Origin of the sequence: Pseudomonas sp. 008 (assembly GCF_016861935.1) — a bacterium.
Classification (GTDB): domain Bacteria; phylum Pseudomonadota; class Gammaproteobacteria; order Pseudomonadales; family Pseudomonadaceae; genus Aquipseudomonas.
Window position 1 is genome coordinate 78,821 of the sequence record NZ_BOMA01000010.1, and the last position, 19,766, is coordinate 98,586.

Below are 19,766 nucleotides of genomic sequence, written 5' to 3' on the forward strand. Positions count from 1 at the left end.
CCAATGCAAACTGACACCGTTTTGTTGAACCAGCCACTGAGCTTACCCAATGGTACCGTGCTAAAAAATCGTTTAGCCAAAGCATCAATGAGCGAGACATTGGGTACTTACGATAACCGTCCTACTCTTGCTTTGGCGGAGTTATATAAACGTTGGGCATCCTCTGGTTTGGGGTTAATCATCACTGGAAACGTGATGATTGATCGAAGAGCTTTAGGGGAACCTGGAAATGTCGTGATCGAGGATGAGCGAGACCTACCGACATTGCAGAAGTGGGCGAAAGCAGCAACTGATCATGGTGCGGCGATCTGGGCTCAGCTCAATCATCCCGGCAAACAATCGACCAAAGGCTTAAATGAAAGCAACCTGGCTCCCTCCGCCGTCCCCTTCCGAGAGGATATGGCCGCTTTTTTTGAAACGCCTCGCGAAGCTACTGAAGCAGAAATCGAAGACATCATCAGACGATTCGGGCGCAGCGCAGCCGTATGCAAGAAAGCGGGCTTCAGTGGAGTGGAGATTCACGGAGCACATGGTTACTTGGTAAACCAATTCCTCTCTCCGCACCATAATCGGCGTGAGGACGCCTGGGGGGGAACACCGGAAAAACGCCGCCGCTTCGTCATGGAGGTTTATTCGGAAATCAGACGTCAGGTTGGGCCTGAGTTTCCTGTAGGCATCAAGCTCAACTCTGCAGACTTTCAGCAGGGTGGTTTTACGGAAGAGGAATCTCTCGATTCTATTCGTGCGCTTGTCGAGGCAGGAATTGACCTGATCGAGATATCTGGTGGCACGTACGAAGCCCCCGCCATGAGTGGAGCAATGCACAAGCCCAAAAAGGCATCTACCGTAGCCCGTGAGGCTTACTTTTTGGAGTTCGCCGAGAAAGTTCGATCAAGCGTACAAGTGCCATTAATGGTCACCGGTGGATTCCGCAGCGCTACGGGTATGAACGAAGCATTGAGCTCTGGCGCATTAGATCTGGTCGGCCTGGCGCGCTTGCTGGCTATCGATCCGGACGCTGCAACCCACCTCCTGCAGGGACGCGACAGCGCGCAACGTGTTCGACCGATTACCACCGGCATTAAAGCAGTGGATCGTATGGGGATCATGGAGGTGCTGTGGTACACACGCCAACTCAAGCGTATCGGGAAAGGTGGTAACCCAGTTCCGAGCGAGGGAGGACTGGCCGCGTTCCTCAAATCCGCATTGGGCAGTGGGTGGGGCACTTATCGCACACGTCGCCTACGCGCTCGTTCCTGAATTTAAAAGCACAACGCAATGACCTCCTGATTAATCCCGGCGCTTTGATTGAAAGGACTGTTTCGTGCTCAAGAACTTCCAGCATCATCGAATCGATATTGGCGGCTTGAAAATCGCGTGCGCAGTGGCCGGACATGGTCACCCTCTCTTGTTGCTACACGGTTTCCCTCAAACGATGGCAATCTGGGCGCAGATAGCACCGGCCTTGGTCAAACTTGGGTATCAGGTGGTTTGCGCAGATCTGCGGGGGTACGGAGAATCGGACAAGCCAGATGCAACGAATGACTTGACCAACTATAGCTTTCGGTCGATGGCGAAAGATCAAATTGCGCTGATGCGCGCGCTCGGCCACGAGCAATTTCATCTTGTAGGTCATGATCGGGGAGCGCGCACGGCTTATCGGCTTGCACTTGATTACCCTAACGCGGTCGTAAGTCTTACTCTCATGGACATTGTTCCAACCGCCGTTCTACTCACCGATTTGCGCAAAGAGGTTGCACAGAGCTACTGGCACTGGTTTTTCCTGGCACAGCCTGCCCCGTTCCCGGAGCAAATGATTCATAAGGATCCTGATTATTTTTTTCAGACCTGCCTGTTCGGTTGGGGAGCAGCTAGCGAGGATGACTTCGATCCTGAACAGCTCTCCGCATATCGCACCAGTTGGCGCAAGCCTGAAACTATCGCAGCCTTCTGCAATGATTATCGCGCCACTTTAACGGTAGACCTGAAGCACGATCTCGTCGATCAAGAAAGAAAAATCAGCGCGCCAACCTTGATTCTATATGGAGCAGATGGAGCCATGGCCAAGTTATACGACATAACAGCTGAGTGGGCTGAGCGCTGTTTCAAAATGGAGTCAGTGGCAATCCCAGGCGGTCACTTTTTCCCGGACTCGGCCCCCAGCACCGTAGTAGAAAAATTGAGCAGCTTCCTGGAAAATTGTATTAGCGAGTAAAGAACTTTTACATAACGAGAAACGGCGCTGACGGGATAGTAAGCAACATAAATAGAGTGATTCTCACTGTTAGAGTTGAGTTTCAATAGCGATCTCTAATGCATCTTGTTGACTCATCTCAAACCGACTGATCGCCGCCTCGATTTCAGGTGCGTGAGCGATCGACCATGCAAAGAGTACTTGAAACGGTGCTTTTAATGACTCTCCTAACTCCGTGACGCTGTATTCAACCGCAACTGGCGAGACAGGTATCACACGGCGCTCTACTAACCCAAGGCGCTCAAGTCTCCTGAGAGTTTGCGTAAGGGCCTTTTGCGTAACACCATCGACTTCGCGCTTTAGTGCATTGAACCGCAGTGGGCCGCCGCAAAGCGCACCGATAATTAGAACAGACCACTTGTCCGAAATCTGCTCAAGTACGAGGCGGCTCGGATGTTTACTGTACACAGCAGGGCTTAAATCATGAGGCATTGGTTTACTCCAAGATACTAGGGCTACTTAAAGTACCTAATTGACTCTAAGTATACACTAGATACCATGAAGTACCATTCAATCAAAGGCACTAAAAAGATGAAAGCAGTACGTTTCTACAAGACCGGAGGCCCTGAGGTGCTGGTTTATGAGGACGTGGTCGCCCCTACCCCTAGCGCAGGAGAAGTCTTGATCAAAATCGAGGCTGTAGGAATGAATTTCGCAGACGTGATGCGACGTCGAGGAGATGAATATCCTGAGCCGTCTCCTACACCTTTTATTCTCGGCGCAGAAGTCGCAGGCACCGTAGTTGCTCTTGGTGAAGGAGTGTCTGGTATTGATGTGGGAACATCGGTTTTGGCAGTACCAGGCGCCGGAGGCTATGCACAGTATGTAGCCGTCCCTGCCCTTACAGTCATTCCACTACCTAATGGATTTGATCCGGTAGCTGCTGCCGCACTGCTCGCGCACGGATTGACTGCAGCAATCGTATTGAAACGTGCCGCGAAAATTTTGCCCGGAGAAACTGTCTTGATCGAGGGCGCTGCGGGGGGAGTCGGTTCATTCGCTATTCAACTCGCCAAGCTGTACGGGGCAGGGAAAATTATCGCCGCTGCCAGCACGCCAGAAAAAAGAGCAAAGGCAGAGTCACTTGGAGCGGACGCCTCAGTTGATTACACAGCTCCGAATTGGGCTGATGAGGTTCGTCGTCTGACAGATGGGCGCGGTGTAGATATTGTCATTGAAACAGCGGGGGGCAATAACTTAAATCAAGCTCTAGATGCAATGGCTCCCTTTGGACGGTTAATTTACCTAGGACAGTCGAGCGGTGATGCGGCTAACGTAGACCCTTGGCGGCTCACAGCCACGAACCACAGCATTATCGGCTTCTACATCAGTGCTTATCTTGCGGACGCCGGTTTGTTGATGAGTACAATTGGCGAACTCATGAACTACATTACTGAGGAAAAAGTGGAAATACAGGTTGGCCACGTCTTACCACTATCAGAGGCAATGGAAGCGCACCGCTTACTCGAAAACCGACTAACCACTGGCAAGGTAGTGCTTCAACCATGGGTCGGCACATAGCCAGTTACTCTGGTCAGTCAGCAAGTCTTATAAAGTAACACTCAAATCCAGTTCAACCTGGCAATGCCGGTCAGCCATGCTGACCGGCAAATTAATCCATAAAATTGAAAAACAAATCAATCCATGCCCCCCCACTAACCACACCGTCTGAAGCAGCACATTAGAAGAGCTAGTAATAGAAAAACCGAGCCAAATCTACTTCGCCGCATGGAAGTATTTAACCAAAACCCAAAACCTACGTTGATGACCAATGAGTATTGACAAACTACCGAGCGCTGGACATTCACCAACGCATGAAAAATTAAAAAATGAAAAAATCCGCACCCAAAGTGAGGCACCAGACTCTTTAGAGAACAATTCTATTGAAGAGTCAGAAGCATTAATAAGGTGTTCAGCTCAAAACTCACCAAAAACAAGTAAAACTAAAGAAAAAACAGAGCCACATAAAATTAAACCTCAGGAAAAGCCTCCGCAAATCATTTGGCACAAATTGATGCTAGAGCAATAGCAGTAATTATGGCACAGCTCTCGAAACCAATGCTTACTGACTGCGCTGTAGGTGCACTTTAGAAACATCAATCAATGCAATGCTAGACGCCATACTGTACAAAATACATAAATAAAAATAAGATTTGCCCACCCCTTGACGAAAGAGATGATCTTTTCAAAAAAATCAATTGCAAACCCCACCACTCGATTTAGGAGATAAAAATGATTATTGACTGGATCAACTTCACACCATGGACTTCTCTAAGCGGGGGAGCCTTGATAGGGCTAGCTGTCAGCCTATTCGTTCTGGCCAATGGCCGCATCGCGGGTATCAGCGGCTTGCTTGGGGACGTAATTCAATTCGGCAGCGACGGTTGGAGCGAGAAGGCGCTATTTATTTTTGGCCTGTTGATTGCTCCATTGTTGTGGGGAGCATTTACCGTACTGCCGGAAATTGAGATCAAGGCACAGTGGTTTGCCCTGATTATTGCGGGTCTGCTCGTTGGCGTGGGAACACGCTATGGTTCGGGCTGTACAAGTGGTCATGGTGTCTGTGGGATCTCCCGATTGTCTCCACGCTCCAGCGTTGCAACGGTTTGCTTCATGACAGCCGGCTTTGCAACGGTATACGTCATTCGTCATGTGTTGGGAGCTTGAAGATGACCAAGTTGACCGCATTTTTTTCAGGTTTGATCTTCGGATTAGGGTTACTGCTGGCAGGCATGGCGAATCCTGCCAAAGTTTTAGCCTTTCTTGATGTAACCGGAGCTTGGGATCCTTCACTAGGCCTAGTGATGCTTGGAGCCATCGCAGTAGCGGTTATCCCCCTAAATTGGGCACGCATGAACAAGAAATCCTTGTTGGGTGCTCGCATGCAGTTGCCCGTGAAAACCAAGTTGGACTCGCGCTTGGTGGGCGGTAGCCTGATATTCGGTATTGGTTGGGGAGTTGCAGGTATCTGCCCAGGGCCTGCGGTCGCTATTTTGCTCGCTGGACAATGGAAAATCATAATTTTCGTATTGGCCATGTTGACTGGTATGTACTTGTTTAGTGCCGTGCAGTTACGAATTCGTAGAAGCTAACTTTACTCGGAAGAAATTGCTCAACAGAATCGATGGGACATTGAGACGGGTTAGCACCGCGTCGGTGGAGGTAGGATGAGGTGCAATTGTCAGCCGTCTCCCCAGGGATCGAATTTGTCCCCATACCTCGCGTGTAAAGCACGATTGCGTTCGATCCTCCAGATCCACGGATCGTAGTCCTCTGGCAATGCGGCGAGTTTGGCGCTGATGATCATTTGCACCGTTTCATCACGCAGCAACCTACTGGTCAGCTCGCGGTATTCGCCACGCGTAACCACGCCATAGACGGCGTGATTGTCTTTGACGTATATATCAGTCATTCCCACCCGCATATGGCCATACTTTTGTACGTCATCCGGGTAGATGTCCTCTAAACTGGAGTGCCCCATATCGAACTCCAGGTTTCAAAAACTCTATCGAAAGCCTGCGCCATCATTGAAATCGTTCCTTCGCGCCAGCGCCTACTGACGCCAGCCAACAGCAAGCCATTAAATATGCGCATGATAGCCTCGGCACAGACATCACTGCTCTGAGAGTCCGCTTTGAACACACCCGACGCACATGCTGATTTCGACACCCTGATCAACGCACCGAAATTTTCGAATGACCCAGTCGGGCAACACCAGAAGAAACGGTGGCGACTGCTAGCTGAAGATATTTTTCAAAGCACCACAATAGAGGCACTGCTCGTAGCGAGAGGCAAAGCGGAAGGCTACATCCATGGCCTTGTAGATGCCGGGCACCTCTCGACCAAAGACTACGAGCGTGATTACCTAATTCTGTGCATCGCTCAAAGGCGGCGTGAATTCCTGCGCAAATTACTGAGCGAATACGGTTACTGAAGCAACAAACTCATGTTTTTCAGCAATGCAAAGCGTCTCGGGAAGTGTTTTTACATCCTCATCAAGGCTCTCAGTTTGAACCGTAGCTCCTCCTGGGTCAGCACTGAACTAAGACCTAGATCAGGATCAGTCCGGATCAGCCGTCGATCGTGATCCGGCCAGTGTTCAAAGGGATCATCATCTAGGGCGACCCAACTCGTCAGGCCGGCCCTAGTTACCGCAGCACGGATCTGCTGATAGCGGCTGTGCATGTCGTAGCCCTCAAACGGAGCCCTGGGCATCCTTGAGTGCCATGTACTGCTCACGGTAAGAGCCTGCAATTCTGGCGGTAAGGCAGCGCGTGCACGGCGGTAACCGAGGATGCGCACCCAGCTGGTCGATAAGCTGATTTTGACTTGAGGAAAGTCCTCCAGTATCTCTACCAGGATTCCGGCATGCATCATGAGTTGCCCGGGTGCACGCAACTCCAAACCACTCCGGGTACGGTAAACGTCATCTGGGTGCAGCCCCCCATCAAAATCGAGAAATAGAACTCGATCATTCGGCGTCAGCCGGCTGCTTGTCGAACAGTTCGAATCAAGCACGGTAAAGATCTCTCAAAGCCGGCGTTCTTGGAAGTTAACTGCTTACCGTGGAGAGCACTGCCGTAGGCACGCAATCAAGTCCGTCAGTAGCTCGTCAAGACTTACCAGGCCATCCGCATATCGCTGCATCTCAGCAAGGTGCGAAGAGGAAGGCCTCACACCATCGACTACCTGACAAGCAAGAACCTCAGCCACTGCCTTGCGACGTCATTCTCGCTCAAAATCATCGGTCTGCACGTGCCACCTCTCCTTCGCTTAGAAAGCCTCCACCACAGGGGAAGCCTTGCTATGAAGCGCTTACTTAAACGCCTTACTGAAGCGCTGAGAAAGCGTCGCAGCATCGATCACCGTCCAGCTTTCCGGTTGGCTACTTTTTCGAATAAAGTTGATCGCACATCCCACCATGAACAGACCCGCGGCGACTCCTTCCCAAGCTGCAGCCTTAAACGTCGCCGGAACGAGATAACTCGGGTTGACGCTACCCGTTACGAGGTGGATCGGATAAGGTGAAATGAAGCAACCAGCGACGGCCACCGCAATCATCAAGGGTACCGCTGCAACTAGCATTAGAATCGGTACTTTGATCTGGTACTGTTTCGCCGCGACAAGCTTGCCGCTCGAGCCCTTTACTGCGTAGATGATGGCTTTGTTTTCAGTCTTGTCTTTTTTCTTCGTGAAGATGCCGTACAGGGTCACTCGCTCCCCCGCCTCTATCTCTTCAAAAATCTTTCCTGGCAGCAAAACACTCGGCAACACCTGCCCATCGATAACGATGCGCGCGGTCACAGTCCCCTGCTCAGTAGCAATCACTCGTGGCTTCTCGATCACTCCAGTGACCTGCCGGCAATCAAATCGAATCAAAACGTGCTCCTGCAATTTTTAAAGGCGTAGTGAATCGCACTGCCTGAATGGCAGCGTCGTGAAATGTTGAGTCGGTTACGGTCGAAACGAGAAAACAGTACTAAGTGCTGCAGGCTTCCTTAACCCATCACCAAGCAACAGGTAGACCGTGCTTTTGGTTTCAAACAAGCATGGGTGGTCATGCGAAATTCCGAAATTGGTGCGCACCCAGTAGCCGGGAGAAAAACGTCGACGGCTGTCCAGGACGACCTCATGGGAATAGACAGCTTTTGGTAGCAGCCCCATTGACGCGAGACGATCCTGCTCCGCCTGAGTGAGCTGGAGATCAGCAATGATCCATTGCTTCACTAGGCAGAAAGGCTTCCCAGGAAAAGTCTTTTCGGCGAGCCCTATTAATTCTTCTTGCTCGCCATGCCAACCAAGAACGACTTCCCCACTTCCGTAAAAAAAATGAGCGATCTCATCAAGTGTTACTGACATGACGCCTCCAGTGTTTGAACCATCATGTACGTGCACTGGTGTAGATATGGCCCGTTCCGGTGATGAACTCGTAGACCGGGTTTTCCTCGGTGCCCGCTTGGATGCGAATTTCAGAGAGAAGCTCCATTGCGTATGACCCCTGCTCGCGCTTTGTGGGTGGAAGTATTAGATGGATGTTCGTCACGATCAGGAACTCACCCTGCTCAGCTGCACGCATCATCTCAACGGTCTCCACATCTGAAACGAGGTGCGCAACCGGGCTAAAGCCACCATTCTCCAATCCCATTCCCTCAATCAGAAACGAGTACTCGCACCGACTGATATCGACCGACTTCCAGAGCATTCGAGTGCTGTCCGGAGTTCTAAATTGCCCCTGCAAACTGCTGCTATTGGTTACAAACACTGCGGATAAACCCTATTTCAAACCCTGCAAAGCTCTGAATAAGCTCAGCGAAGGCAGCCTTCGATTGACCCTGCTCATGCTTCTGGCAACCGGATAAGGATGCTGCCGAAAGGCATGTGATTCCATGGCGCTGCGCATCCTATTGAACGGCCATCATAAGCAAATATCCCACCATTAACAATTAGCGATATTTGGTGGGCCATTCCGAGTATGGCTCTATCCTTCATTTTGAGAAACTGAACGTGAAGGAAGAGCTAGCCGTCACGCTGCGCGCCATCCGGCAAATGAAAGGGTTGGGTTATGAGGCCCTGGCGGGAACCATCAGCCAGAGCAACCTCAGCTTGCTCGAACAAGGGAAAATCCAGGCGACGCTACCGACACTCGTAAAGATTGCCGAGACGCTCGACATCAACCTTCTGACTCTATTGGCGTTGTGCTTGGCTATCCGTGACAAAGAGGCTCCTGAACATTTGATAAAAAATGCGCAAAAAGAGCTTCAAGGCTTCATCGAATCGGGTGGTCTTAAAATCATGGAGGATCAGATTCAGGACGGCGCATTGAAAAAGCGCTCTCGAGGAACTCGAGCGGATGCTCAGAAGGTCAGTGACGTGGTTGAACTGAAAAAGCGGGGCCTGACACAAGCCGAAGCTGCGCGTGAACTAGGTTTGCCCACATCGACTGTTCAACGGTACTGGCAAAAGGGATAAGCCTTCATAGGCAGAATCTTCAACACGATACGTCTCATCCTGAGTCGTAACTGAGCATAGGTGCAGGCAACTAGGCCTGGCTCAACGCTGCGTCAGTAAGTGCTAGCATCGTCCAGAACGACATCAGCACCAACCCTAGCGCATGCCTCGAACCCAGCATACCGGCACACCCAATACGGCAAGCTGGTACTGATTTATGTGCTCAAAATTCTGCTCAGCGATCAATTTCAGCTTTTCAACCTCCGCCAGAGGTCTGCTCGCGGCCTGTGCTTCGTGGTTGCGCTTCAGGGACTCGATGGCTTAGAGCATGACGGCAATAAATATAGTGGCCATTACATGGCATAACATGACTAAAATCCACCCCGGCACCTGGACGAATCTCTTTACGTTGGAGCGCCTAATTACGACGCCCCGCGCAACATCTAGCGTCAGGGCCGTCTCCATACCCCTCTCAGCGGTAGCGGGCTACTGATGAGATTCACTGCAGGTAAGCTACATGGATGAGCAGGTTGCACTGAAGCTGATCGCCGAGAAGGCCTATGACGTCGGCTACTCGGCCAAACTTCACTTCTCCACCTACGACATCGTGGAGAAAGCCCCAGGCTGGATCGGCCTGATCTCCTTGGTCATTGGCGTGCTAGCGCTCTATATCGATGTCCTAGCGGCAAAACACGTCTCGGCGCTTATCACGGTTATCGGCATTTGCAGTCTCTACATCACGTATTACGGCGATACGAAAGAGCAGTATTTCCAGGCTGGGAACAAGCTGACACAACTGCTGGATCAGCTGAAGAGCATGTCTGCCCGGTGCAAATCCAATCATCAGTTTACCTCCGCCGATCAAGCCGAACTGGATCAAATCACCACTGATTTCCGCTCAGCCTGTCAGAGGAAGCACATCCTGTTCTCGGGCTGGCTTGCTCACAAGAAATTCTTCTGGGATCAACAGGTCGACTGGATCGCAGAGCACCGTGAGTTTTCGTTTTTCAGGGACAAGATCCCGTTTTCCGTTTACGCGCTAATTGTGGTGATTTTGATCGCTTTTGCCGGCGGCTCATGGCTTGCCGCGCATCCAGATCTTCTGCTCTCCCTAAAGGACGCATGCTCCCATGAGTAAAGAGCTTTTTGAGCAATTTCGAAGAAACCTGGCCGTCAAGAACGCCGACGAGATCTCCAAAAGTTACCGGCAGATCACCGAGAAACTGAACGAAAAATACTACGACAGCGCCTCAGACATCCTCCACTGCCGCCAGGTCGGCTCGTACGGTCGCCATACCGCCGTCCACGGCGTAAGTGATCTGGACATGGCGTTCGTGCTGCCGTGGTCGGTATACGATCGCTTCCAGCGCTACGAGAACAACAAACAGTCGTCGTTGCTGGGTGAGATCCGGCTTGCTCTGAAAGAGCGCTTCCCGAACCATGAGGTGAGGGCCCAGCAGCAGGTAGTGTGGATAAATTTCTCGGACTACGTGGTGGAGGTGCTCCCGGCATTCGAGCATGAGGATGGCAGTTACACCTATCCGGATGCCAATGGCGGAGGCAGCTGGGAAACTTGCAATCCGGTCGCTGAAATCGATGAGATCAACACGCTAAACCAGGACAAAAATCATAACCTCAAGCGTCTTTGCAAAATGGTGCGAGCTTGGAAGAACGATCATGGCGTGCCGCTAAAGGGGATGCTCATCGATACCCTGTGCTACCAGTTCCTAAAGAGCACCACGGACTACGACACCAAGTCCTATGCCGCTTACAGCGAAATGACTCGGGATTTCTTCGCGTACCTAGTAGATATCGATGAGAACAAGGAACAGTGGCGTGCACCCGGTAGCGGCTCCATCGTCACCAAATCAGGAAACTTCCACCCCAAAGCCAAAAAGTCGCTGAGGCGCTTACAGGAAGCCCTGGACGATGCCGAGGTTGCCCATGAGCGGTGGAGCACGGTGTTTGGCGAGCATTTCCCCGAATACGTCGAGCAGGAAAAGAAGCAGGCCATCGCGGAAAACCGCGTCAAGAACGTCGAGCAGTTCATCGGTCAAAAATTCAGCCTCGACATCCAGTACACCCTACGCATCGATTGCTCGGTTAAGAACGAGGGTGACCAACTTCGCAATCTCATGTCTCGCGTCATGACCTACCGGATTCCGAAGCAGCGTGAGCTGACATTCTGGGTCGCCGAGATCGATGTGCCGCCACCCTATAAGATCTACTGGAAGGTTAAGAATGTTGGCCCGCAGGCCATCGAGCGAAACATGATTCGCGGCGAGATCCGTATCGACAGCGGCCACAGCCAAATCACCGAGCACTCCACCTTCCAAGGCGATCATTACGTGGAATGCTATGCAGTGAAAGACAATGTTTGTGTAGCTCGCAGTCGGATCATTGTGCCGATCTGAATACGATTGTCAGGTGAAAGAAAGTGCGAGAAGCGCTTCCCTGAAACGGGCATGAGAGGTCGGAGTGACCGACCTCTCGCAGGTCGCTTACTTAAACAACGCTTCGGTAAGGGTCACGAATGTCATAGCTGATTGGGCGACCTCATGAAACGCATGCGCCTTGCCCAACCAATCTGTCTGAGCGAGCGCCACGCCGGCAGCAACGACGGTACAACCCAAGAACGTTGCCCCCCCCTTCATCAGCCAGAGCCGACGCCAGAAAGGGGTCGGCTCGGCGAGCGCTTTCTCATGTTTCCGAAAATCTCCCCCTACCGCGTAGACGATCAGCCCCATAACGATTCCGAGAATCGCTGCAAGCCACTGCGTTAGCGGAAACGCGAATAATAAGGAAACCACACGACCGGGCCACACCAGCTTTTTGGCATAGCGCTGCGCAGCAATTTCCCCCTCACTGGCGAACCTCGGGCTGTACTTCCTAAACATCAACATGACTGATTCCTTCTGGACAGCTACCTGGGGTCGAACCGCTAGCACGGTATCAAACCGGCGACTGAGAAAGCATCCCAATGCATAACCTGATATTACCGGTCTCAATCTGCACGGCTTGCAGAAGCTCATCAGCGACACCATGGCTGTGCAAGAATGCTGGCCTCTCAGCTTGCGCTGCTTGTTGCAGCGAATCTATAGGCACAGGTAATCACGAACGCCATACGCGGTAGCGAGGGAGGGAGGCACCTTGAAGCAATATGCAGCGAAAAGTGTCGACGAGTTAAACGAGCTTATTATGAGCTTCGGTGAGGATGTTTTGTTTCGTGGCCAGACCTCTCATTACGGTGAGGTGGGAGCCCCCACCATCGGCACGTCCTTCGATAGAAAGGCTTGCATACCGAGCGAAATGCTCAAATGGTGCCGCTACTCCCAAAGCGTGTTGGACGCATACATCGCCAAACATCGAGCAGACTTTGGCTATCAGCAGGCCCTCCTTCAACACTACGGGTGGCGTTCGTTTTACGTGGATTGCACCTCCAGCCCAGCAGTAGCTGCGTGGTTTGCCAGCCACAAATACGCTGAAGCGACCACTCTGGAGCTGTGCGAGGACTGTGACGAGCGGGCGGTGCTGGTCAGAAAGCGCATGGCCCGCTATGCACCTGTGATCGGCACTGGCCATCTGTATGTGCTCAATAAGCAGGCCGCTAATCATGTAGGCCTAGTCAACTTGGCAACGTTGACCGTTGAGGGCTACAGGCCGCGCACCGTGGCTCAGTCAGCTTGGCTTCTCGGCCCTCTGCACAATCCGATTCCACAGAATTGCTTTTTCGCACAAATCACTGTCCCGAGCGACGTTCTGCAGGCATATGCCGCTGCCCGTGGCTTAACCGACACGAACACGCTCTTTCCCTCTCCCGCAGAAGATCCGATCTTGAGATCATTGCTGGGCTTGCCTTGGGAGGAGATCAAGTCTGAAGCAAGCCTCAAAAATCTGCCTGCATTCAAGCGAACACTGGAGCTTCCGGAATACCATCCGAGCTTTGTGAAAATCGCAGGTGCGCAAACGGCGTTCTATCGTGGTGCAAGGATTCTGGATACCCAGGATTCGATTGATGGTAACCCTCACAGTGGAATCTTCGTCGAAATCCCGGACATAGTACTCTATGGCTCAGCCGACCCGAGCAAGTCTCTTCGCTTCCCTGAGATCGAGAAGCTAATCAACGAGAATGGCACGGTTGCATTCGAATCTGCCACGCTGATCAAGCATCCAACCCTCGATCACCTGACGCTCTACCAGAAGGGCGTCGGCGTCATACCTCGCGGGCCCGACCTATTTGAGGTTTGTGAACTCAGCGTCAACCACCCAGGACTCCGACTGACCGGTGCCGGCTTCATCACAGGCTGGACATATCGCAGGCAGGCAAGCGGAGTGTGGACACGGGATGCGCAGACCACAGATTGCTCATGCGGCAATCCCATCGTCCATGCGCAGCACATCAGCGCACTGCACATCGCCGAAGAGTTCTTGAGGGATCCCAAAGGCTTCGAGTGACGAAGCTCGTACACTCAAGCCCCCCGCCTCTAAGCCGAGATGATGGCCGCTGACAGGGCTCTGAGGCTGGTGGGGTACGAGGTTTACCGGTTTGGGGCTTCCGAGCTTCTGGAGCCTAATGCCGACGAGGTGCTGATTGGGTTATATCGCTCGCTGTTTGAGCGCTACTCGTTGTACACGGCCCCATGACTCTGGACTTGCCACACACACTAGCGCGGGCGCAATCAGACGCTTGTCTGGACTGCTAGTCAGGCACAGGCACAAGTCATGATAGGAGGGTGTAAACCAAAAAAATGACCTGTAAAGCATGGAGGTTTACGGTGCATTTTTTGAGTTTACAGCTTGATCTTACTGGCCCGATGGGTGTCCTGTTTGACGTTTATGAATGACGTAAAGCCATTATGTGCGACCTGGCGCACATGGGCATCAACCGATACCGTTCGAACCGACCTAAGACTACGCTGCGCAGGCCAAAGGATGAGAAAGCCGATCACCACGCCATGGGCGGGTGACCGACAACTCACACGATCGAATCAGCCTTTTAGTGGGAAGAAACCATATCTCCCAATCTTTTTGCTTTTCGTGAAATGCTGATAATTCATATGAGGGATGAGCGCCATATCAGGCTCCTTGTTCTCAAATATAATGACTTGAGAGTCTTTGAAGTTATCAGCGATATCCTGATAGAACGCATAAATCACGTCCGCTGCTACTTCCTCATCATCTTCTTCAGGCTCTGGATCCCCTTCCTTGTATGTGGTCAGTGGCGAATCAAGCACTACAAACCCGGGGTGGCGCCCAGAAAGCTTCAGCAGATTCATCAGCCCCAGAGCAAATGCAGAGGAAGCAATCGCCCGATACCCTTTGCCGAAATTGCCTCTCTTACTTCCACCAATCGTGATGTCACGCGCACCGAAATCGAATTCCACTGGGGAGTGATTCGGGAAACTCCAGCGCTGCAAGATATCCTCAATCTCTTTCACCAGAGGCTTGGCAGAGTCCTCAAAGCTTTCAGGGGTATAAGTGTTTTGCTCCTCAAGCAGCAGAACACCCAGTCGGTTTAACTCCTCCCTCAGCTTGGCCTTATCCTTCACGAGTCTATCCAGCACCGAGTGATCGTGCTTAAGGCACGCAGCGAGCTCCTTCAGGTCACTCACTGCCTGAACCAACCCCTGGAGCTCCGAGGTGATAACCTTCTCCACTGCCGCGATGGACGTCTTGGTGCTCTCAGCGCTTAAGGTGTTCCGCTCAATCGCTGCCGTCAGAGATCCCTGGGCTTCCGCGAGCTCGTGGATATTCTTCGAAATTCGATCCAACTCGAAGGAGACACCTTTCTTGATGTCATCTACGTCCGTCGTACACGACTCGGAGTCGAAATGATTCCCACAGGTTGGACAAAGCACCGCGTCCGCACCATCAAGTAGAACTGCCGCCTGCTCAATGCCCTGAAGGCGCTGGCGATCTGAATCGTATTTCTGGCCAAGCATGTCAAATCGGCTAAGCAGAGCCTTGTCTTCAGCAATTTTGCCTTCGACCAACTCCAGTGCGGTGATATGGTTGGCCTTCTGGGTGAACAGGTCTTCACTCGAATGGAACGCGCCTTCCAGTTCCTGCTCAGCCAGCTTCAGCCGAAGCGCGACCTGGTCGACAAACGAGCTGAGCTTCTGAAGTTCAAGGCTTTCAGCGGCATCATTTCCTGGATAAAACTGCTTGATAATTCCTTCTACAGCAGTAGCCTTATGTCTCAATGCCCCCTTTGATTCCAACTCCTTTTTAGCCTGTTTAACCCCGGTATCGTCATTACCCGTTAACAGAAGCTTCAGAATGGATTTTTCCAGAAACCGCTCATCCTTCTGGCCCGTACCTAAAGGAGAGTACTCAGCCACGATTCGCGTCTCATCCATCAACAAGACATTCTCAAAATAACGAAGAGAGAATGAGGCATTATTTAGCGACTCTGTTCCTTTCAACAAAAGTTTTCCATTCAACCCCAACCTGTGCAAAAACTGGTTGGAAATCGAGTTCATTCTCTTAGGATTGTGCTTAACCCCCAAGATCAAAACCTTCCCATCTTCATCATAAAGCGTAGGCTTGGAGCTTTCTGAAAGGTGCCTCTCGATGGTAAAGGAGCGCCCATCATCATGCACAAACTTCACCTTGAGCGTGGTGTAGCCCACCGACTCCTTGATGGACTTCGGTGGGGTATTTGAACCAAGGGCAAATTTCAAGCACTGTACAATGTATGACTTACCGGTATTGGAGCCACCCTGAACAACGTTCGCGCCCTTTTCAAAAAAAACAGCCGCATCACTCAGGTCAGGGCCACTCACGATAATACTTTCAATGAACATCAGATCGCCCTTTCAATTTTATAAATGGTGCGACGTTGAATCGTGAGATAATCAATATTATCTTCAACCCATGACACATGCCGCCTGAAACCTGAGTGATACTCAGTAGTTAAGTTGGCGGCAAATTCACTTCCAGCCGTGGTGATGGAATATCGAACGCCATGCTCATCAACCTGGGAAGTCATCAACCCTTTCGCGGTAAAAAGTTTGATCGCGCCAGGGAATATCTCCCGTCTTCGAACCAGCTCGGCAAGTCGGTTCAACAGAACTGGGTGCAAGCTCGCTTCCCCTTGAAAATCACTACTATAAATAGCCGCATAATCAAGGAAGATAAGCTCATCCAGATCAACCTCCCTAGCCAGCCCTGCAAGCATCAGAATGATGCGCGCCCCAATTTCCACAGGGCTGTTGTACAAGTCCTTTGAGTTCATCATTTATTTCTTGATCCATTCGAACTTAAGGTCATTCACCAATTGGTGGCACAGTCCTTTTCGATCTGCAGTCTGCAAGAAGTGACGGAGGGGATGCGAGTCATATGGAATATTAACGGACTGCGTGCTCACTTCGAGAAACCGTTGATATCCATCGTCGAATTTTTTACGCACAACACTATGCACACCTTCATGACACTCACTCTTGAGCTTCTCATAGCAATCCGTAGGAAATGCATCACGAGAAAATATCTCTAACGACTCGGCACTGTAGAAGTTGATTCGAGCTCTCTCCATGTCATCCTTGTATTCAGTTTCCATCACACTACTAAATGAATACTCCGCCCCATCGGCATCAGAGAACGCACTCAAGAGAGCATCGACATAAACCTTCTCATTATCAGCAAGGCCAGGTTCTGGCTTTCGAGCTGGTGGTCGCTTCAGGTGGTAACTCCCAAACCGGGTCGTGTGATAAGGTGTCCGTGCATGCTTATCGATCAACTCTTGGGAGGACATTTCATCGACGAAAGAGAAGTCGAGACCATTGAGATAATCCAACAGAGCACCCTGAAGAGGAATAGACTCCGTTTTCGTGATCTTATCTTTACACACCTTATCCCAGCGCTTGATGATCTCAGCCTTGATGCGAGCCTTCTTGGCCAGCATGTCAATGCAATGAGAACTACAGCCTTTCGGCGATACGAAGCGATACTCACGCGGCAGGGTGTAATCGCCCCTCCATGTGTAGTAAACCAGCTTACCCAACTCCGCAACTACGTCAGCAATGCTCAGCTTATCCTTGTAGTGTTTACACTGATAATTATCCCAACCTGATGAGAACTTGGCGATAACGTCACGGCCTTTGTCTCCCGCACCAGCGCAGCGAGTTACCGACTCGTAATCATTTCCCAGGTAAGAAACAAACTCCAGCGTAAATACCTCCCAAGCATCTGGCGACATAATCTGCAGACGATCTAGAGGATGGACTGGCTCACCTTTTTCCACATCGAGTGCCGTGAGCTCAAACTCAGGTGGTGGAGGGAGCTTGATGGTGTTTTCACCAAATGCCATTGGCTACACCTCTGCGACAAGGTGCTTTGCTTGCTGAACCATCATGGGAAACAATCATAATCCGAGGACGCGCTCCACCTGAAGAGCCCGAATATGCCTCGGCATATCATCAACAATTTTGCCTGGGTTCTTCCGCAAGGCGCTCGTGAGCTTCTTCAAGAAACGCTGATTAAACTCCATATTCCCCACCAGTTCAGCAATGATTATGTCGGGGTCAACATCAGCGCCTTCCAGTCCAATTGCCAGCGCCGCGCGGGCTGCGCCAATGGGTTTGTCCATGGCGTATTGGACTAGATCAGCGGGATGGAAAACGTATTCCTGCTTCTGTTCCTGCCCGTTTTCCTGTCCCTGTTCCTGCTCACTCATGCATGAGTACCTTGGTTGTTAAAATGTTGTTCGTATGGATTCTTCGTTGTTGGGCTTTCCGGCATTTATGCGGACGCGCGGCAAATCGCAGGCACGACGAAGACTCCCAAGTAGTAGCCTCGGGATAGGGTGGTTGTCTGTCTGCGTTCCTGTGGCGTGGCTGATCCATGCCGAGCTCCTACCGCCCTCCTCCCTCTAGGCCAGGGTGGCTGGGCAACTGAGTGTCCTTGTGTAATGGCACAATACTATCGTTATTACGCCGTGATAGGGAACCCGATAGACAGGTGTGGCTGCTTTGGAGGTCGTGTGAGGCTCTGGCAGGAGGGAGACTCATAGGGCTGCGGGCATTGCGGGGTGGCGGGCTGTCCATCGTTCTGGGAAAAAATGGACAATGGACAGAAAATTTTAAGCTACTGATTTGAATAGACTTGTTATGTCCATTTGGAGTTTTAGCTCACGCGTACAGTACTTCGACAAGACGATTGTGTCGATCCCGACCTGGCGCCTGATGTCCGAGTCGTTCAAGAACTGGCGCGGCATGCAGCAGTCCGGCGGACGGCGGATCAAGCGCAGCCTGTTCATCGACGCCAGCGGCGTGCGATTCATTCGTGACGACGAAGAGCTGAAGCTGTCCCAGGTGCATCTGCTGACTGACTACATGAGCCGCAAGACAGCCGAGCTCAAGGCCTGGAACGAAGCCCAGGGCAACGTCGCGGCGATGGCGGCAAACCGTCGGCGGATGACCAACATCGGCACCTTCCGCGCCTACGCGCTGGCGTATCTGAAAAGTCACCCGGAGGTTCAGCAGAACATGACCTGCATGGTGCGGCAGATGCAGACGACGGCGCAGGGGATTCCGCTGGAAATCTATTGTTTCACCCGCACCACGGCGTGGGCGGATTACGAGCGGATTCAGGGGGATATTTTCGATTATCTGCTGGCGGTACTGCCGGAGTTCGGATTGAGTCTTTATCAGCAGCCGAGTGGCGGGGATTTAAGGGCCGGATTGCTTCCGGCCATGTTAGGCGCGAGCCACATTCCGGAGCCGGAAAAACACATCATGTAAACACCGCCCCTGAGCGAGGCTTGCCCGCGAAGGCGCAGTGTCAGTCAACATAGTTATCGACTGATACTCCGCCTTCGCGGGCAAGCCATGCTCCTACAAGGGTAACGGTGTTATTTGACCTGACGCTGCGGCGCCTTGTGCACCATGGTGTAGGCGTAATCCACGCCCATGCCATACGCGCCGCTGTGCTCCAGCACCAGTTCCATCACCGCCTCGTAAGTGTCTTTGTGTGCCCAGTCACGCTGGTATTCCAGCAGTACTTGTTGCCAGGTGACCGGCACCGCGCCTGCCTGAATCATCCGCTGCACCGACATGTCGTGAGCTTCTTTGGTGGTGCCGCCAGACGCGTCGGTCACGATGTACACCTCGTAGCCTTCAGCCAGGGCTTCCAGCGCCGGGAAGGTCAGGCAGACTTCAGTCCAGAGCGCGGCAATGATCAGCTTCTTGCGGCCGGTGGCTTTCACCGCGTCAACCAGCGCCTTGTCTTCCCAGGAGTTCATCGAGGTGCGCTCGATCGGCTTCTGCTCTGGGTGAACAGCCAGCAACTCCGGCCAGATGAAGCCGCTGAAGCTTTCGGTTTCAACTGAGGTGTAGATCGTCGGCACGTTGAAAATCTTCGCGGCCTTCGCCAGACCCACGGTGTTGTTCTTCAGGGTCTGACGGTCGATCGACTGCACGCCGAACGCCATTTGCGGCTGGTGGTCGATCAGGATCAGGGCGGAGTTGGTTGGGTTGAGCAATTCACGGTTAGACATGGCGCGTTCCTTTTGATGTCGATTTGTTTAATGAGTATTGGGTGAGTCACTTGCCTCAAGCTGTTTGCT

Annotated in this window: 24 protein-coding genes and 1 pseudogene; 12 read left to right on the forward strand and 13 right to left on the reverse strand. The window is 52.0% G+C overall.

Going from position 1 to position 19,766, the window contains the following annotated elements; translation table 11 throughout:
• The first annotated feature begins 3 nt into the window (after nucleotides 1-3).
• A complete protein-coding gene (locus JUI81_RS20355; RefSeq protein ID WP_239077716.1) occupies nucleotides 4-1,260 on the forward strand; it encodes an NADH:flavin oxidoreductase/NADH oxidase family protein in 1,257 nt (418 codons plus the stop codon).
• Between the two features lie 64 nt (nucleotides 1,261-1,324).
• Complete coding sequence (locus tag JUI81_RS20360) at nucleotides 1,325-2,215, forward strand: alpha/beta fold hydrolase (RefSeq protein WP_204124915.1); 891 nt, start codon at nucleotides 1,325-1,327, stop codon at nucleotides 2,213-2,215.
• Nucleotides 2,216-2,284: 69 nt separating this feature from the next.
• Here JUI81_RS20360 and JUI81_RS20365 read toward each other — a convergent pair whose 3' ends face one another.
• On the reverse strand, nucleotides 2,285-2,686 hold the full coding sequence (locus JUI81_RS20365; RefSeq protein WP_204124916.1) for a helix-turn-helix domain-containing protein: 402 nt from the start codon (nucleotides 2,684-2,686) through the stop codon (nucleotides 2,285-2,287).
• 99 nt (nucleotides 2,687-2,785) lie between these two features.
• Between JUI81_RS20365 and JUI81_RS20370 the strand changes: the two genes are divergently transcribed.
• From JUI81_RS20370 to JUI81_RS20385, 4 genes are all read left to right on the forward strand, one after another.
• Nucleotides 2,786-3,775 carry an NADPH:quinone oxidoreductase family protein gene (locus JUI81_RS20370; protein ID WP_204124917.1) on the forward strand — a complete coding sequence of 330 codons (990 nt, stop codon included), beginning with the start codon at nucleotides 2,786-2,788 and terminating at the stop codon, nucleotides 3,773-3,775.
• Nucleotides 3,776-4,025: 250 nt separating this feature from the next.
• Nucleotides 4,026-4,283, forward strand: coding sequence for a hypothetical protein (locus tag JUI81_RS20375; RefSeq protein WP_204124918.1), 258 nt, complete (start codon nucleotides 4,026-4,028; stop codon nucleotides 4,281-4,283).
• Nucleotides 4,284-4,486: 203 nt separating this feature from the next.
• Nucleotides 4,487-4,921 (forward strand): YeeE/YedE family protein, encoded by a 435-nt coding sequence (locus JUI81_RS20380; protein WP_204124919.1) that lies wholly within the window; start codon nucleotides 4,487-4,489, stop codon nucleotides 4,919-4,921.
• 2 nt (nucleotides 4,922-4,923) lie between these two features.
• Nucleotides 4,924-5,346: a DUF6691 family protein gene (locus tag JUI81_RS20385; RefSeq protein ID WP_204124920.1), complete on the forward strand. Its 423-nt coding sequence runs from the start codon at nucleotides 4,924-4,926 to the stop codon at nucleotides 5,344-5,346.
• Nucleotides 5,347-5,435: 89 nt separating this feature from the next.
• Here JUI81_RS20385 and JUI81_RS20390 read toward each other — a convergent pair whose 3' ends face one another.
• Complete coding sequence (locus JUI81_RS20390; RefSeq protein ID WP_204124921.1) at nucleotides 5,436-5,735, reverse strand: hypothetical protein; 300 nt, start codon at nucleotides 5,733-5,735, stop codon at nucleotides 5,436-5,438.
• 153 nt (nucleotides 5,736-5,888) lie between these two features.
• Here JUI81_RS20390 and JUI81_RS20395 point away from each other — a divergent pair, with 153 nt between their 5' ends.
• Nucleotides 5,889-6,188: a hypothetical protein gene (locus JUI81_RS20395; protein WP_204124922.1), complete on the forward strand. Its 300-nt coding sequence runs from the start codon at nucleotides 5,889-5,891 to the stop codon at nucleotides 6,186-6,188.
• Between the two features lie 50 nt (nucleotides 6,189-6,238).
• On the opposite strand, the gene JUI81_RS20400 is transcribed toward JUI81_RS20395, so the two are convergent.
• From JUI81_RS20400 to JUI81_RS20420, 5 genes are all read right to left on the reverse strand, one after another.
• Nucleotides 6,239-6,772, reverse strand: a complete 534-nt coding sequence (locus JUI81_RS20400; protein WP_239077717.1) for an HAD domain-containing protein — start codon at nucleotides 6,770-6,772, stop codon at nucleotides 6,239-6,241.
• A 42-nt stretch (nucleotides 6,773-6,814) separates the two neighbouring features.
• A complete protein-coding gene (locus tag JUI81_RS32260) occupies nucleotides 6,815-6,967 on the reverse strand; it encodes a hypothetical protein (RefSeq protein ID WP_204124923.1) in 153 nt (50 codons plus the stop codon).
• Nucleotides 6,968-7,069: 102 nt separating this feature from the next.
• Nucleotides 7,070-7,633: a hypothetical protein gene (locus JUI81_RS20410; RefSeq protein ID WP_204124924.1), complete on the reverse strand. Its 564-nt coding sequence runs from the start codon at nucleotides 7,631-7,633 to the stop codon at nucleotides 7,070-7,072.
• 75 nt (nucleotides 7,634-7,708) lie between these two features.
• Nucleotides 7,709-8,113, reverse strand: coding sequence for a hypothetical protein (locus JUI81_RS20415; RefSeq protein ID WP_204124925.1), 405 nt, complete (start codon nucleotides 8,111-8,113; stop codon nucleotides 7,709-7,711).
• A 22-nt stretch (nucleotides 8,114-8,135) separates the two neighbouring features.
• On the reverse strand, nucleotides 8,136-8,456 hold the full coding sequence (locus JUI81_RS20420) for a hypothetical protein (protein WP_204124926.1): 321 nt from the start codon (nucleotides 8,454-8,456) through the stop codon (nucleotides 8,136-8,138).
• A gap of 254 nt (nucleotides 8,457-8,710) precedes the next feature.
• Here JUI81_RS20420 and JUI81_RS20425 point away from each other — a divergent pair, with 254 nt between their 5' ends.
• The 3 genes from JUI81_RS20425 to JUI81_RS20435 all read left to right on the forward strand — a co-directional run bounded on the left by JUI81_RS20425 (nucleotide 8,711) and on the right by JUI81_RS20435 (nucleotide 11,616).
• Complete coding sequence (locus JUI81_RS20425; RefSeq protein WP_239077718.1) at nucleotides 8,711-9,223, forward strand: helix-turn-helix transcriptional regulator; 513 nt, start codon at nucleotides 8,711-8,713, stop codon at nucleotides 9,221-9,223.
• A 496-nt stretch (nucleotides 9,224-9,719) separates the two neighbouring features.
• Complete coding sequence (locus JUI81_RS20430; protein WP_204124928.1) at nucleotides 9,720-10,340, forward strand: SLATT domain-containing protein; 621 nt, start codon at nucleotides 9,720-9,722, stop codon at nucleotides 10,338-10,340.
• Nucleotides 10,333-11,616 (forward strand): nucleotidyltransferase, encoded by a 1,284-nt coding sequence (locus tag JUI81_RS20435; RefSeq protein WP_204124929.1) that lies wholly within the window; start codon nucleotides 10,333-10,335, stop codon nucleotides 11,614-11,616. The genes JUI81_RS20430 and JUI81_RS20435 overlap by 8 nt, the downstream gene beginning before the upstream one ends.
• An 87-nt stretch (nucleotides 11,617-11,703) precedes the next feature.
• Here the strand turns inward: JUI81_RS20435 and JUI81_RS20440 are convergent, their stop codons facing one another.
• The gene (locus tag JUI81_RS20440; protein WP_204124930.1) at nucleotides 11,704-12,105 is read right to left on the reverse strand and encodes a hypothetical protein; all 402 of its coding nucleotides are present in this window, start codon (nucleotides 12,103-12,105) and stop codon (nucleotides 11,704-11,706) included.
• 247 nt (nucleotides 12,106-12,352) lie between these two features.
• Here JUI81_RS20440 and JUI81_RS20445 point away from each other — a divergent pair, with 247 nt between their 5' ends.
• Nucleotides 12,353-13,657 carry an FRG domain-containing protein gene (locus tag JUI81_RS20445; RefSeq protein WP_204124931.1) on the forward strand — a complete coding sequence of 435 codons (1,305 nt, stop codon included), beginning with the start codon at nucleotides 12,353-12,355 and terminating at the stop codon, nucleotides 13,655-13,657.
• A 533-nt stretch (nucleotides 13,658-14,190) separates the two neighbouring features.
• Here the strand turns inward: JUI81_RS20445 and JUI81_RS20450 are convergent.
• From JUI81_RS20450 to JUI81_RS20465, 4 genes are read right to left on the reverse strand one after another with little or no spacing between them, the layout of a single operon-like run.
• A complete protein-coding gene (locus JUI81_RS20450; RefSeq protein ID WP_204124932.1) occupies nucleotides 14,191-16,008 on the reverse strand; it encodes an AAA family ATPase in 1,818 nt (605 codons plus the stop codon).
• Nucleotides 16,008-16,442, reverse strand: a complete 435-nt coding sequence (locus tag JUI81_RS20455; protein WP_204124933.1) for an ABC-three component system middle component 2 — start codon at nucleotides 16,440-16,442, stop codon at nucleotides 16,008-16,010. The genes JUI81_RS20450 and JUI81_RS20455 overlap by 1 nt, the downstream gene beginning before the upstream one ends.
• Nucleotides 16,443-17,510 carry an ABC-three component system protein gene (locus tag JUI81_RS20460; protein ID WP_204124934.1) on the reverse strand — a complete coding sequence of 356 codons (1,068 nt, stop codon included), beginning with the start codon at nucleotides 17,508-17,510 and terminating at the stop codon, nucleotides 16,443-16,445.
• 54 nt (nucleotides 17,511-17,564) lie between these two features.
• Complete coding sequence (locus JUI81_RS20465; protein ID WP_016980530.1) at nucleotides 17,565-17,876, reverse strand: hypothetical protein; 312 nt, start codon at nucleotides 17,874-17,876, stop codon at nucleotides 17,565-17,567.
• 460 nt (nucleotides 17,877-18,336) lie between these two features.
• On the opposite strand from JUI81_RS20465, the pseudogene JUI81_RS20470 reads away from it, so the two are divergent.
• Nucleotides 18,337-18,942, forward strand: a pseudogene (locus tag JUI81_RS20470) (mechanosensitive ion channel family protein); the annotation flags it as partial.
• Between the two features lie 110 nt (nucleotides 18,943-19,052).
• Here JUI81_RS20470 and JUI81_RS20475 read toward each other — a convergent pair.
• Nucleotides 19,053-19,697, reverse strand: coding sequence for a hydrolase (locus JUI81_RS20475; RefSeq protein WP_007934054.1), 645 nt, complete (start codon nucleotides 19,695-19,697; stop codon nucleotides 19,053-19,055).
• Nucleotides 19,698-19,766: the final 69 nt, after the last annotated feature.